The sequence below is a fragment of the Streptomyces sp. NPDC048185 genome, assembly GCF_043202495.1.
GTDB lineage: Bacteria > Actinomycetota > Actinomycetes > Streptomycetales > Streptomycetaceae > Streptomyces.
Map to the genome: position 1 here is coordinate 270,221 of NZ_JBIDAN010000008.1, position 12,975 is coordinate 283,195.

Below are 12,975 nucleotides of genomic sequence, written 5' to 3' on the forward strand. Positions count from 1 at the left end.
AGTGCAACACCCTGGACGCGCACGTACAGTACGTGCCGTGTCCCTGCGCATGAACGACTCCGCGGCCCCGGGCGAGCTCGCGCTGCGCCCGCTGTCCGCGCGGTCGGTCGTGCTGAGCCTGCTGCTCGGTACCCATCCGGCAGAGCTGCCGGTGAGGGACCTGGTGCGGCTCGTGGAGCGCTTCGACGTGGGCGGGTCCACCGTGCGGGCGGCGCTCAGCCGGATGGTGAACGCCGGCGACCTGCGGCGCACGGACACCGGGTACCGCCTCAGCGACCGGCTGCTGGAGCGGCAGCGACGCCAGGACGAGGCCGTGCGCCCGCACGCGCGCGCGTGGAACGGCGACTGGGAGATGGTCGTGATCACCACGACCGGGCGGGGCCCCGCCGAACGCGCCGGACTGCGCACCCGGCTGGCCGGCCTGCGCCTCGCCGAACTCCGCGAGGGTGTGTGGCTGCGCCCCGCCAACCTGAGCCGCCCGCTCCCCGGCGATCTCGACACGGTGGCCGAGCGCTGCACCGCCCGCCCCGAGCGGCCGGCCGGCGAGCTGGCCGCGGACCTGTGGCCGCTGGACGACTGGTCCGCGACGGCCCGGGCGCTGCTCGTCCACGTCGGCGGGGCGCGGCGGCCGGCCGGCCGGCTCACCGCCTTCGCGGCCGTCGTGCGCCACCTGCTCGCCGACCCGGTCCTGCCTTCGGAACTCCTCCCGCCCGACTGGCCGGGCGCGGCCCTGCGCGAGGCGTACGCGGACTACCGACGGGAGCAGGCCGACCGGGCCTGATCAGCCGGTCGGCCCGGGCCCCGGCCGGCCCTGAACGGCGGTGGATCGCGGTGCCGGGAAGGCCGCCGTCCCTCAGACGCGGCGCCGCCGGCTCACACGGCCCAGCCGTACTGGTCCGGCACCCGGGCCTCGCCGCCCAGTTCCCGCGCCGCCCGCTGCGCCCACGACGGGTCGCGCAGCAGCTCGCGGCCCAGCAGCACCGCGTCGGCCTCGCCGTTGGCCAGGATCTTCTCCGCCTGCTCGGCGTCGGTGATCAGGCCGACGGCGGCGACGGGCAGCGAGGTCTCCGCCTTCACGCGCGCGGCGAACGGAACCTGGTAGCCGGGCCCGGTCGGGATGCTCACCCGGGCGGCGTTGCCGCCCGTGGACACGTCGAGGAGGTCGACGCCGTGGGCCTGGAGGTCGCGGGCGAAGCGGACGGTGTCGTCCGGCGTCCAGCCGCCCTCGTCCAGCCAGTCGGTCGCGGAGACGCGGAAGAACAGCGGCTTCTCCTCGGGCCACACCTCGCGGACGGCGTCGACGACCTCGAGGGCGAACCGGGTGCGGTTCTCGTAGGAGCCGCCGTAGCCGTCGGTACGGCGGTTGGAGTGCGGGGAGAGGAACTCGTGGATCAGGTACCCGTGGGCGCCGTGGATCTCGACGATCTCGAAGCCGGCCGCCAGGGCGCGGCGGGCGGCGTCCGCGAACCGGTCCACGATCTCCCGGATCTGCCCCACCGTCAGCTCGGCCGGCACCGGGTGCCGCTCGTCGAAGGGCAGCGCGCTGGGCGCCACCGGCTGCCAGCCGTGCGCGTCCGCGGCCACCGGCGCCCCGCCCTTCCAGGGCCGGTCGGTCGACGCCTTGCGGCCGGCGTGCGCCAACTGGACGGCAGGGACCGTGCCGTGCTCGCGGAGGAAGCCCGTGATCCGGCGGAACGCCTCGGCCTGGGTGTCGTTCCAGAGGCCGAGGTCCTGCGGGGAGATGCGCCCCTCCGGCGAGACGGCCGTGGCCTCGACGACGATCAGGGCGGTGCCGCCCGTGGCGCGGGCGCCGTAGTGGGCGAGGTGCCAGTCGCCCGGAACGCCCGCCGACGGACCCGCCGGTGCGGCCGAGTACTGGCACATCGGGGGCATCCACACCCGGTGGGGAATGGTGACGTCGCGCAGCTTCAAGGGCTGGAAGAGGGCGCTCATGGGGGCTGCTCCATCTGTCGCGGTGCGGGAACGACTCGTACGGTAACCCTCGTAGTACGGCGGATGTCAAACTACGGCAGTCCTCGTACAATGGGGGATCCCTCCCCTCCCGCATCGCTCCCGAGCGGTGGGACCTCCCGGACGAACTGGAGCCGCCGTGACCCCCGCCACCGCCGTCAGCAGCCGCGACCTGCCGCATCCGGCGCGTGCGGAGATCCGGCTCGAGGGCGTGCTGCACGCCCTGTCGGACCCGATGCGGCTGCGGATCGTGCGGGACCTCGCCGCCGGCAGTGACGAGCTCTTCTCCTGCTCCTACTTCGACCTGCCCGTCACCAAGTCGACCACCACCCACCACTTCCGGGTGCTGCGCGAGAGCGGGGTGATCCGGCAGACCTACCGGGGCACCGCCAAGATGAACGGGCTGCGCAGGGACGACCTGGACGCCCTCTTCCCGGGGCTCCTCGACGCCCTGCTGGCCGCGGCCGACCGTCAGACCGCCCGCCTCGGCACCGGCTGACCCTTCGCGGATGCGCTGACGGGGTGCCGCCCGAGGGGGTGGGCGCGTGTGTCGTCCGTAGGGAATCTGATCGTGCGGTTACGTTGCGGATGTGCTCGAAGCATCCTTTGTTGATCGTTCTCTTCAGCTTTCCGATCGCTGCCCGGACGACAGTGAGGTGTCCGTACGGCACACGTGGGCGGTACGGGAGGGGGACACGACGACGTCGTGGTTCGACGTCCGGTGGACGTTCCCCGACGGCGCGCGCATGGACGCGCTCGCCGTGCTCTGCGGGGACGGCGTCCGGGTCGAGGACGTGCGGGCCGAGCCGGCCCTGTCCCTCGAGGACCTGTCCGTGCTCGCCGAGTGGCTGGAGGATCCGCTCTTCGAGGCCTGCGTGCGGCCTTCCGCCGACCGTGCCGTGGCCTCGCGGCGGGCCCGTCCCGCCGGGCCGTACGGCAGTGACGAGCGCCGGCTCGTCGCGCAGGAGTACCGGGCGGCCCGGGAGGAGGGCGCCGACCCGGTGCTCGCGGTGATGCGCGCGACCGGGTACGGGCGGCGCAGGTCGCTCAGGCTGATCGGCCAGGCGCGCGACGACGGCCTCCTGAGCCCCCGCCGCGCACGGCGCTGAGCGCCCGGCCCGCCGGTACGCGGGGCGACGACCCCGTCAGAGCATCCCGCGCATCCGCGAGATCTCGCTCGTCTGCTGGGCGACCACGTCGTCGGCCATCTCCTCGATCTGCACGTTGTTGCCGTCGGCCTTCACGTCCGTGGCCATGGTGATCGCGCCCTCGTGATGAGTGATCATCAGCGTGAGGAAGAGCCGGTCGAAGGCCTTGCCGTGCGCCGCGCGCAACTCGCCGAGCTGTGCCTCGGTCGCCATCCCCGGCATCGCGGCATGGTCGTGCCCGCCGTCCGTCTCCTGCTGCCCGTGGGACGTGAGCCAGCCCTTCATCGCCGTGATCTCCGGACCCTGTGCGGCGGATATCCGTTCGGCGAGTTTCTTCACCTGGCCCGACTCGGCGTGCTCCGGCGCGAGTTCGGTCATCCGCAGCGCCTGGGCGTGGTGCTGGATCATCATCCTTGCGTAGGCGACGTCCGCCGAGTTGGGGGAGTCGTCGTCGGCGCGCTGCCGTTCGGCCTCCTCGGCCGAGATCGTCCGGTTGGCCTCGCCGGGACCGCCCGGCACGATCACCGAAGGCCCGGCCGCCGCCGCCGACTTGGTGTCCGGGCCGGAGTCGCAGGCCCCGAGCCCGAGCACGGCCAGTGCGGTCAGTGAAGCCGTGACGAGCGACGCGCGGATCGACGCGGGACGGAAGGGCACGACAACCTCCTGTGGCCGGGGTGCCCCTCGTGGGGGGGGGAGGGACACGGAACACCTCGTGAGTGCGATGACCGTCCTAGCACGCTTCCGCGCCCTACTGATCAGGAAACTTCATTACGTGTTTGTTGCACCCTGTTGATCTGTGCATGGCGAAGACGATACTGCGGGGGTGCGTGAACCGTTCCAACGGGAACGGACGTAGGGAGGAAACAGTGATCCTGTTGAGCGACCCGCGAACACGGCGCAGACACTTCGGAGTCGCGGCGGCCGCCGCCGGACTGGTGGCGGCGCTGCTCACGGCCGTCCCGGCCGCGGCGACCCCCGACCCGGGGGACGGCCCGGCCACGTCGAAGGAGGTGTCCTCCGGTGTCCGCGCCGAGGCGCGCGACGCCATCGCGAGCGGCGAGATACCCGGGCAGGACGAGATCGTCCACTCGGACAACATCCAGCACCTGACCAACATCCCGAAGGACGCGCTGCCCGGCACCAACTCCGACCTGGCCTTCCAGGGCAAGTACGCCTTCGCCGGCAACTACGACGGCTTCCGTGTCTTCGACATCAGCAACCCGAAGAAGCCGAAGACCGTCGCCCAGGTCCTCTGCCCGGGCTCGCAGAACGACGTGTCGGTCTCCGGTGACCTGCTGTTCCTGTCGACCGACTCCTCGCGCAGCGACAGCAGTTGCAACAGCACCACCCAGCCCGCGACCGAGAAGTCCTCCTGGGAGGGCATGAAGGTCTTCGACATCAGCGACAAGCGCAACCCGAAGTACGTCGCCGCCGTCGAGACCGCCTGCGGCTCGCACACCCACACGCTGGTGCCCGAGCGCAGGAACGTCTACGTGTACGTCTCCTCGTACTCGCCCAACGCCGCCTACCCCGACTGCAGGCCGCCGCACGACGGCATCTCGGTCATCAAGGTGCCGCGCAACGCGCCCGAGCGGGCGGCGGTCGTGAACTTCCCGGTCCTGTTCCCCGGTGAGGGCCCCGACGGCGGCGGAAACCCGGGCGGCCCCACCAACCCGGGCGTCTCCAAGACCACCGGCTGCCACGACCTGACGGTCCTGCCCTCGAAGGACCTGGCCGCGGGCGCCTGCATGGGCGACGGCATCCTGTTCTCCATCAAGGACCCCGAGCGCCCGAAGGTCATCGACCGGGTCCAGGACAACGTCAACTTCGCCTTCTGGCACTCGGCGACCTTCAACCAGAAGGCGAACAAGGTCGTCTTCACCGACGAGCTGGGCGGCGGCGGCGCGCCCACCTGCAACGCGGAGATCGGTCCGAACCGCGGTGCCGACGGCATCTACGACATCGTCGGCAAGGGTGACCACCGCAAGCTGGTCTTCCGCAGCTACTTCAAGATCCCCCGGCACCAGGCGGACACCGAGAACTGCGTGGCCCACAACGGCTCGCTGATTCCGGTCAAGGGCAAGGACCTCATGGTCCAGGCCTGGTACCAGGGCGGCGTCTCCGTGTGGGACTTCACCGACTCCTCCCGACCGAAGGAGATCGCCTACTTCGAGCGCGGCCCGCTGAGCACCGAGTCGCTCGTGACGGGCGGTGCCTGGTCGGCGTACTACTACAACGGCTACATCTACTCGAACGACATCGCCAAGGGCTTCGACGTCCTGAAGCTCAGCGACCGGCGCACCGACCCGGCCAAGCGGGTCCACCTGCGCGAGCTCAACGTGCAGACGCAGCCGGACTACTTCGGCTGATCCGCCCGGTCCGGCGGGTCCGTCTGTTCCGTCGGGCCGGCCGGCGGCGGGCACCCGGGTGCCGCGCCGGTCGCGAAGAACCGCGACAGGTCCGTGTCGCACGTCCCGTCGGGCGCCTCGGCGTCCGGCGGGACACCCAGGTCCCAGTCCAGCCGGTAGCGCTCGAACAGCTCGGCGCGCAGGGCCGGCACGGGCATCGGCACGCCGGGCACCAGGGCGGCGAAGACGGCGCCCATCAGCAGCGCCCGCAGCATCGGGTAGTCGTTGTCGACGTCCCGGGAGCCGTGCCGGGCCACGGTGTCCCGCAGCAGTTCGGCCAGCCGCCGCTGCTCGGGGCACGGCAGGAAGCCCTCGGCCTGGAGCAGGCCCGCCATGTGCTGGCGCATCAGCACCGGCCGGTCCCGGGCGAGGCCCAGGATCGCGTCGATGGCCCGCGCCATCCGCTCCGGGCCCTCGGCGGTGCGCGGCTCGCGCTCCAGTGCCTCCTCCAGCGTCCGGTGCATCAGCCGGTGCACCGCGGACTGCACCAACTGGCGCTTGCCGGGGAAGTAGTACGAGACCAGGCCGCGTGCCGATCCCGCACGGTCGGCTATGGCACCGAGCGTGGTCGCGTCGTACCCGTACTCACCGACCAGCTCCACCGCGGCCTGCAGGAGCCGCTCCTTCGAACGTCTCCGCAACTCTTCATTGACCGAGGCGCTGCGCGGGGACATGCTGTACTCCTGCGTTGACTGGCTGCCAGCCAACTATACTCAGCGCAGACGGACCGGACCCCAGCGGGGTCCCGTTCGGCTACCGTCTGTCCCGGGCGACACGGGGGATCGCCCGGGACGGGCGCTCGCCTCGATGGTTGCTTCGGGCTACGGCCCGCGCGGTCTCCGGGGCCGCAGTGTCACCGCGGTGTCACGGCGGCATCAGCGCTGCGGGACGTCCTTGACGAACAGGATGCCGTCGCTCCCCGCCAGGTGGGCCGGGTCGAGCGGGGCGTAGCCGAACCAGGGGGACACACGGGGCTCGGGGCGGGCGTCGGCGAGCGCCGCGGCCAGCCGCGGGGCGTCCACGACGCAGCGGTCCTCCGGGCGCGCGTACAGCATGCCTTCGAGGGTGTCCGGCGGAGGCGTGTCCACGCCCCGGTGCCGGATCGTACCCAGGGCCGTGGCCACGAAGGCGTACTCGGCACCGAGCCGGGCGCTCACCAGTGCGCCGGCGCTCCACCAGTGCGCCGGTCCCTCCCACAGCTGCATCGTGCTCTTCTCCCGCTGGAGGTGGGAGTTGTGGGCGTGGGCGAGCACCGGGCCCCGTTCGGCGAGCGCGAGGAGGTTGTGGGCCATCATCTGGGCCCGCACGGTCAGCAGCCGGGCCATGCGCTCCGGTGAGGTGTCGGCCATCCAGTGGTGGTAGCGCAGCAGGCCGGTCGCCGTGCGGGCGTACAGGCACGCCCGGTCCCAGTCGTCCCGTGGTCCCGCGGTGCCGAGCTGTGGCGCCTGCGAGTCGAGTAGCGCCGCCAGGTCGTCGGCGAGCAGCCGCAGCCGGCCGGCCTCGGCCGACCGTCCCACGGACCGGGCCGGGTCCATCATGGCGGCGGGGTCGGTCCAGCGCTCGTCGGCGCCGAGCAGGCGGTCGAGCGTCTCCCCGGAGCAGGGGAGCAGGTCCGCGTCCACGCGCGCCGCGAGGTAGCCGTGGAGTGCGGTGAGGGCCTGCCGTGGACTGGCGGCGGCCTCGAACTCCAGAGGGCCTTCGACGCCGGCGAAGCGGACCCGGTCGGCCGCGGGACGGCCGTCGTTGTGGGCGCGCATCCAGCGCACCAGCTCACGGTTGCCCGCGAAGGCGCCCCAGCCGTGGCTGATGCCGCGCTCCACGGCGTCGTCCAGGGAGCCCGCGCCCGAGGCGACGTAGTCGTCCACGATCAGGCCCGCCATGCAGTCGCTCTCGATCGCGATCGTCCTGTAGCCCTCCTCCACCAGTTGCCGGACGAGCTCGTTGCGCACGTCGAGCAGGGAGTCCTCGCCGTGGGTGGGCTCGCCCAGGGCGAGCAGCCGGGGCCGGGCCGGCAGGAGCCTCATGAGTGCGGAGGCCTCGACGGCATGGACGGTGTCCTGGATGTCAGTAGCCATGGATTCAACCGTATCGTTGAACCCTCGGTGGAGACTTTTTCGTACTCCAGCGCGCTATTGTCGGCTCTGTGGAGCGAAACCTTCAAAGCGGCGAGCGGCTGAGGCCGATCGATCTCGCGCGCGGGCACGGACTGTCCACCCAGGCGGTCAGGAACTACGAGGAGGCGGGCATCCTCCCGGCCGCCGCACGCACGCCGCACGGCTACCGCACCTACACGTCGCTGCACGCGGGAGCCCTGCGTGCGTTCCTTGCCCTGGTGCCCGGCCACGGCCACCCGGCGGCGACGTCGATCATGCGGGCCGTCAACCGGGGCGCGGAGGACGAGGCGTACCGCCTCATCGACGAGAGCCACGCCCAGCTCCTCGACGACCGGCGGACACTGCGGGCCGTGGAGGGCGCCCTCCGCGACCTGGAGCCCACCGCGGAGCCCGGGCCCGCCCCGGCCCCGGGGTCCGGCGCCACGTTCATCGGGCCACTGGCGGGCGGGCTCGGGCTCCGGCCCGCGACGCTGCGCAAGTGGGAGCGGGCCGGGCTGCTCCGCCCGCGCCGCGACCCGCACACCGGTTACCGCGTCTACGACGAGGCCGACGTGCGGGACGCCCGGCTGGCCCACCAGCTCCGGCGGGGCGGCTACCCGCTGGAGCGGATCGCCCCGCTGATCGCCCAGGTCCGGGCGGCGGGCGGCCTGGAACCGCTGGAGGGCGCTCTGGAGGACTGGCGCGCCCGGCTGTCCGCCCGCGGGCGGGCGATGCTGACCGGGGCCGCCGAGCTGGACGCGTATCTGCGCGGGCGAGGATGAGACCCCGGGCCGCTCAGCGCACCAGTTCCAGCACCGGCCGCAGCGCACCGGGCCGCTCGGCCACCGGCAGGTGGTCCACGAAGTGCACCCGGCACCCCAGGGCCGCCGCGCCGCCGTCCGCCCGCCGGTCGTCGCCAACCATCAGCGTCCGCCCCGGCTCGACGCCGAGCGCCTCGCAGGCGGTGGCGAACAGCCGGGGGTCAGGTTTGCGGATGCCGTGCTCGTACGACAGGACGTAGGTGTCGACGTACCGGTCGAGGCCGTGCTCGCGGAAGACCGGGCGCAGGTCCCAGCCGATGTTGCTGACCACCCCCACGGCGATCCCGCGTTCGCGCAGTGCGCTCAGCACCTCGACGGCGTCGGGATAGGGACTCCACGCACTGGGCGTCATGTGCCGGTCGTACAGCGCGTCGTGCAGCCCGGGGTCGGGCAGCGGCACCTGCCGGGACAGCCCGGTGTACGCGGCCCGGTGCAGCTCGGAGCTCTCGTCCCGGACCTCCCACACACCGGCGAGCTCCTCGGGCACCCGCAGCGGAGGGGCACCGCCCGGCAGGGCACCGGCCGCCCTGAGCGCCCGGGCGGCCTCGGCCGACTCCGGCCCGGACAGCGTCACGCCCCGGTCGTCCAGCACCGCGCGCAGCCAGGCCTCGGTGGACTCGATGCGGAAGAGGGTCCCGGAGAAATCGAACAGGACGGCAGCCATGGGCGGATCCTACGGGGCCGCACGGCGAGGGCGAGCCGTCACCGCGTTCCTCGCGCCCACCGCCCGTGGGCGAGCACGGCGAGCGCCACCACCAGTGCGCCCAGGAGCCAGCCCGCGACGACGTCCGTCGTCCAGTGCACGCCCAGCCACACGCGGGTCACGCCGACGCCCGCCACGGAGATCACCGCCGCCGCCAGCGCGGTCAGGCGCGCACCGCGGGGTGCGCCGTAGTGGTGGAGCAGCCACACCAGGAGGCCGCACACGAAGGTGCAGGTCATGGCGTGGCCCGACGGAAAGGCCGCGTAGTGCGCGGAGTCCACCGGGTCGGGCCAGACGGGGCGGGGGCGGTCCACCGCGGACTTGAGCAGCTGCTGGAGCAGGCTCCCCAGCACACAGGCCGCCGCCAGCCACACCGCCGTCCGCCGGTCCTCCCGCCGCCACCACAGCCACACCACCACCAGTGCGCACAACAGGCGCATCGTCCAGGTGTCCCACACCCAGTCGGTGAGGAGGCGCATGACCTGCGTGACGCCCGTCTCGTCGACCGCCCAGCGGTGCGTGGTCCGCGAGATGTCGTCGTCCATGCCGGTCAACGGGCGCCACTCGGCGGCGACCAGGACGAGCAGCACCAGGGAGCACAGGGCCAGGACCCAGGCCGTGCGGACGACCGTGCGGTGCTGCGGCGGACGGGGCGGGGAGTCGACGGGTGGCGAGTGCATGCTGCGATACTCGCCGACCCGAGGGGCGAGGGGCCACTCTCCCCACGAGCGATCCGCGCGCCAGGGGGGTACAACGTGACGGCCCTGACGACCAGTTGCGGGGAGGGCCGGGCAGCGGAACGGTCCGGCTCCGGCCCCGGGCCGCCCGGTGTCACATGGTCAGCAGCATCCCCAGCATCGCGATCCCCATCGACAGCCGGCAGGCCCGCGCCAGCTCCGGCCGGTCGCCCCACCCGGCCGCCGGGCCGCCGCCCGCCACGGCCGCGACGGGTATCAGGCGCACGCCGGTCAGCAGCACGTAGCCGGTGAAGTAGAGCAGCAGCACCCCGGTCAGCAGCGGGACGCCGGTCCCGCCGTGCCCGTGGCCGTGCCCCTGCGCGGCGGCGGGCGAGCCCGCCATCACCACCGCCATGTAGACCATGGCCGCGGCCCCGACGAGATGGTGCAGGTGGTGCCGCGACGAGCGGGCCGCCCACAGGGCGCGCAGTCCGGCGCCGCCGAACACCAGCGCGTAGCCGGGCCACGCCCACGCCGGCGGGGTGAACACCGCCGCGGGCACGGCCATGGCGGCCATGCCGAATCCCATGAGGGCCTCGCCGCCGGCCGCGCGGCGCTGCTCCTCGACGTCGCTGCGCATCCGCAGCAGGCAGTAGGCCCCGGTCGCCGCGCACAGCGCGACCAGGAGCCAGCCGGACGATGCCGGTCCGTGCACACGCACCTCCCCGCTCGACGGTCGGTCAAGGCATGCCCGGGCGATGCGGCGCGCACGCGAGCGCAAGGGAGTGCACGGGGGGCTTTCGGTGGAGCACGGCGGGTCGGAGCAGGTCGGAGACACGCGCGCGCCTCTCCAAGAGCATCTTTCACTAGTAAAACACCTGCTAAACTACTTCCATGAGCAGTGCGACCTCCACCTCCGGCACCTCACTCGGCCGCCGCCTGTCCCTGAGCGGCGTGCTGCGGCTGCGCCGTCCCTCCGAGATCTGGTTCAAACCCGCCCTCAGCTCGGTCGCCGCCATCGCCCCGCCCAACCTGCTCCTGCTGGCGCTCGGCAGGCTCGACCTCGCGATGTACACGATGGCCGGGTCCCTGTGCGCGCTCTACGCCCACAACCGTCCGTACGCCGCCCGGGCCCGCACCCTGGCGTGGGTGGTGCTGGGCATGCTCGGCGGCGTCGCCGTCGCCCTGGTCACCGCGTCGCTCACCCGCGACGCCGTCGTCCTCGTCGCCGTCGGCGCCGTCCTGGCCGCCGTCCAGAAGGCGCTGTGCGACGCCACCCGCGTCGGTCCCCCGGGCAACGTGGTGCTCACCTTCATCAGCTCGGCCTCCCTCTTCGTCCCGCAGACCCTGGGCCAGGCCCCCGGCCACCTGGCGCTGGGCGCCGCGGCAGGCGCCTGGGCCTGGCTCGTCGGCATGGCCCCCGCCCTCGTCCGTCCGCACGGCCCCGAACGCCGCGCCACCGCGCAGGCCCTGAACGCCGCCGCCGCGTACGCCGGCACGCGCGGCACCGGCGACGGTCACGCCGCGGCCCGGGCCGCCGGTTACGCCGCCGTCCAGTCCGCCTGGCAGACCCTGCTGTCCCTGCCCGCCACCGGCACCCGCGCCGCCACCCGGCACGCCCTGGAGCGCCTCGTCGTACGCGCCGAGGTCGCGCTCGCGGCGCCAGCCGACACGGACCCCGAACGGCTGCGCGACTGGGCCCGCGCCCTGCGCGGCACGGGTCGCATCCCCCGCACCGCCGACTTCCACGACGCCCCGGTGACCGAGGAACTGCTGGGCGTGGACGCCGAACTCGCCGCCCGCCCCGCACCGCTGCGGCAGCGACTCGGCCCGCTGGCCCCCATCGCCCTGCGCACCTTCCTCGGCTGCGCACTGGCCGGCTACGCCTCCCTGGCACTCGGCATCGGGCGCCCGTACTGGGCCCTGGTCACCGCCGCGGCGCTCTACCAGGCCAACATGGCCCTGACCTGGAGCCGGGCCGTCCAGCGGGTCGTCGGCAACATCGCCGGCGTGTTGTTGTTCGCCGCCCTCGCGCCGATCGCCCATCTGGGCCAGATCCTCCTCGTCCTGTTCTGCGTCGCCCTCAACTTCGGCGCCGAGGCCCTCATCACCCGCAACTACTGGCTCGGCAGCGTCTGCGTGACGCCGATGGCCCTGCTCATCACCGAGTTCGCGGGCTACCAGGAGCCCGGCGAGCTGATCACCGAACGGGTGGTGGACACGCTCGTCGGAGCCCTGGTGGGCTTCCTCGCGGCCGTCGTCGTCACCAACCGGCGTGCCGGCGACCGCGTCGAGCGGGCGGTGACCGCCGCCGACCGCGCCCGCGAGCGCGCCGCCCGCCTCCTCGCGGAGCCCGAGCCCGCACCCGCCGCCCTGGAGGCGGCCCGCCGTGCCCTGGCCGCCGCCCTCACCGACCTGCGCACCACGACCGACGCCGCGGCCGGCGAGTGGTGGCAGCGCGCCCTGCCCCAGGAGAGGGTCGTGCTCGCCGAGCAGGCCGGACACCGTACGCTCGCCGCAACGGTGCGACGCCAGGCAGCGCGTCCGGACCGGGACACCGGCACGAGAACGGAGGACGTACGGCCATGACCGCAACCGACGGGGGCTCGGCGACCGGGGGCAGCGCGACCGGGGGACCGGGGGGACCGGGCGGGGACACCGTCGCCGCCGTGGTCCGGCAGTGGCGGGCCGTCCACCCCGGCCTCGACACCGGCCCCATGGAGATCATCGGCCGCATCAACCGCTGCGCCGCCCTCCTCCAGCAGGCCGAGGACGCCCCGCTGCGCCGGGCGGGCCTCAGCCGCGCCGAGTTCGACCTGCTCGGCGCGCTGCGCCGCACCGGACACGAGCTGACCCCCGGCGAGCTGGCCCGCGAGACCTTCTCCTCCGGCGCCGCCGTCACCAAGCGGCTCAAGCAGCTCACCGAGCGCGCTCTGGTGGAACGGCGCGGCGACACCCGCGACCGCCGGGTCGCCCACGTCCGCCTCACCGACGCCGGACGCGACCTGGTCGACGGCATCCTGCCCGATCAGCTCGCCTACGAGGCGGCCGTCCTGTCCGGCGTCGACGGGGCGGAGCTGGAGGAGCTGGCCGCGCTCCTCGGGGCACTGCTGGGCCGGCTGGAAGGGCGGCTGGACGCGCTGCGGATCTGACG

General features: G+C 73.6%; 14 protein-coding genes. 7 read left to right on the forward strand and 7 right to left on the reverse strand.

The genetic code is table 11. From position 1 onward, the window contains the following. Positions 1-49 precede the first annotated feature (49 nt). A complete protein-coding gene (locus ACGF3H_RS24395; protein WP_362487862.1) occupies positions 50-781 on the forward strand; it encodes a PaaX family transcriptional regulator C-terminal domain-containing protein in 732 nt (243 codons plus the stop codon). Between the two features lie 92 nt (positions 782-873). Here ACGF3H_RS24395 and ACGF3H_RS24400 read toward each other — a convergent pair whose 3' ends face one another. Then, entirely contained in the window at positions 874-1,953 is a 1,080-nt protein-coding gene (locus ACGF3H_RS24400; RefSeq protein ID WP_362487362.1) for an NADH:flavin oxidoreductase/NADH oxidase, read from the reverse strand. A gap of 157 nt (positions 1,954-2,110) precedes the next feature. Here ACGF3H_RS24400 and ACGF3H_RS24405 point away from each other — a divergent pair, with 157 nt between their 5' ends. Together ACGF3H_RS24405 and ACGF3H_RS24410 are read left to right on the forward strand one after the other, a co-directional pair. After that, positions 2,111-2,470 carry a helix-turn-helix transcriptional regulator gene (locus tag ACGF3H_RS24405; protein ID WP_362487360.1) on the forward strand — a complete coding sequence of 120 codons (360 nt, stop codon included), beginning with the start codon at positions 2,111-2,113 and terminating at the stop codon, positions 2,468-2,470. Between the two features lie 157 nt (positions 2,471-2,627). After that, entirely contained in the window at positions 2,628-3,080 is a 453-nt protein-coding gene (locus tag ACGF3H_RS24410; protein ID WP_362487358.1) for a DUF6214 family protein, read from the forward strand. A 36-nt stretch (positions 3,081-3,116) separates the two neighbouring features. On the opposite strand, the gene ACGF3H_RS24415 is transcribed toward ACGF3H_RS24410, so the two are convergent. Beyond that, positions 3,117-3,773 (reverse strand): DUF305 domain-containing protein, encoded by a 657-nt coding sequence (locus tag ACGF3H_RS24415; RefSeq protein WP_362487356.1) that lies wholly within the window; start codon positions 3,771-3,773, stop codon positions 3,117-3,119. Between the two features lie 212 nt (positions 3,774-3,985). On the opposite strand from ACGF3H_RS24415, the gene ACGF3H_RS24420 reads away from it, so the two are divergent. After that, the gene (locus tag ACGF3H_RS24420; RefSeq protein WP_362487354.1) at positions 3,986-5,488 is read left to right on the forward strand and encodes a hypothetical protein; all 1,503 of its coding nucleotides are present in this window, start codon (positions 3,986-3,988) and stop codon (positions 5,486-5,488) included. Here ACGF3H_RS24420 and ACGF3H_RS24425 read toward each other — a convergent pair. Both ACGF3H_RS24425 and ACGF3H_RS24430 read right to left on the reverse strand, forming a co-directional pair. Next, positions 5,476-6,201, reverse strand: a complete 726-nt coding sequence (locus ACGF3H_RS24425) for a helix-turn-helix domain-containing protein (protein ID WP_362487351.1) — start codon at positions 6,199-6,201, stop codon at positions 5,476-5,478. The genes ACGF3H_RS24420 and ACGF3H_RS24425 overlap by 13 nt on opposite strands. Before the next feature lie 201 nt (positions 6,202-6,402). Further along, on the reverse strand, positions 6,403-7,602 hold the full coding sequence (locus tag ACGF3H_RS24430; RefSeq protein WP_362487349.1) for an erythromycin esterase family protein: 1,200 nt from the start codon (positions 7,600-7,602) through the stop codon (positions 6,403-6,405). A gap of 68 nt (positions 7,603-7,670) precedes the next feature. Between ACGF3H_RS24430 and ACGF3H_RS24435 the strand changes: the two genes are divergently transcribed. Continuing rightward, the gene (locus tag ACGF3H_RS24435; RefSeq protein ID WP_362487347.1) at positions 7,671-8,402 is read left to right on the forward strand and encodes a TioE family transcriptional regulator; all 732 of its coding nucleotides are present in this window, start codon (positions 7,671-7,673) and stop codon (positions 8,400-8,402) included. A gap of 13 nt (positions 8,403-8,415) precedes the next feature. Here ACGF3H_RS24435 and ACGF3H_RS24440 read toward each other — a convergent pair whose 3' ends face one another. From ACGF3H_RS24440 to ACGF3H_RS24450, 3 genes are all read right to left on the reverse strand, one after another. Further along, positions 8,416-9,105, reverse strand: coding sequence for an HAD-IA family hydrolase (locus tag ACGF3H_RS24440; protein WP_362487345.1), 690 nt, complete (start codon positions 9,103-9,105; stop codon positions 8,416-8,418). 38 nt (positions 9,106-9,143) lie between these two features. Further along, the gene (locus tag ACGF3H_RS24445; protein WP_362487344.1) at positions 9,144-9,824 is read right to left on the reverse strand and encodes a phosphatase PAP2 family protein; all 681 of its coding nucleotides are present in this window, start codon (positions 9,822-9,824) and stop codon (positions 9,144-9,146) included. A 151-nt stretch (positions 9,825-9,975) separates the two neighbouring features. Further along, the gene (locus ACGF3H_RS24450) at positions 9,976-10,536 is read right to left on the reverse strand and encodes a DUF5134 domain-containing protein (RefSeq protein ID WP_362487342.1); all 561 of its coding nucleotides are present in this window, start codon (positions 10,534-10,536) and stop codon (positions 9,976-9,978) included. A 179-nt stretch (positions 10,537-10,715) separates the two neighbouring features. Between ACGF3H_RS24450 and ACGF3H_RS24455 the strand changes: the two genes are divergently transcribed. Beyond that, a complete protein-coding gene (locus tag ACGF3H_RS24455) occupies positions 10,716-12,410 on the forward strand; it encodes an FUSC family protein (protein WP_362487340.1) in 1,695 nt (564 codons plus the stop codon). Continuing rightward, the gene (locus ACGF3H_RS24460) at positions 12,407-12,973 is read left to right on the forward strand and encodes a MarR family transcriptional regulator (protein ID WP_362487338.1); all 567 of its coding nucleotides are present in this window, start codon (positions 12,407-12,409) and stop codon (positions 12,971-12,973) included. The genes ACGF3H_RS24455 and ACGF3H_RS24460 overlap by 4 nt, the downstream gene beginning before the upstream one ends. Positions 12,974-12,975: the final 2 nt, after the last annotated feature.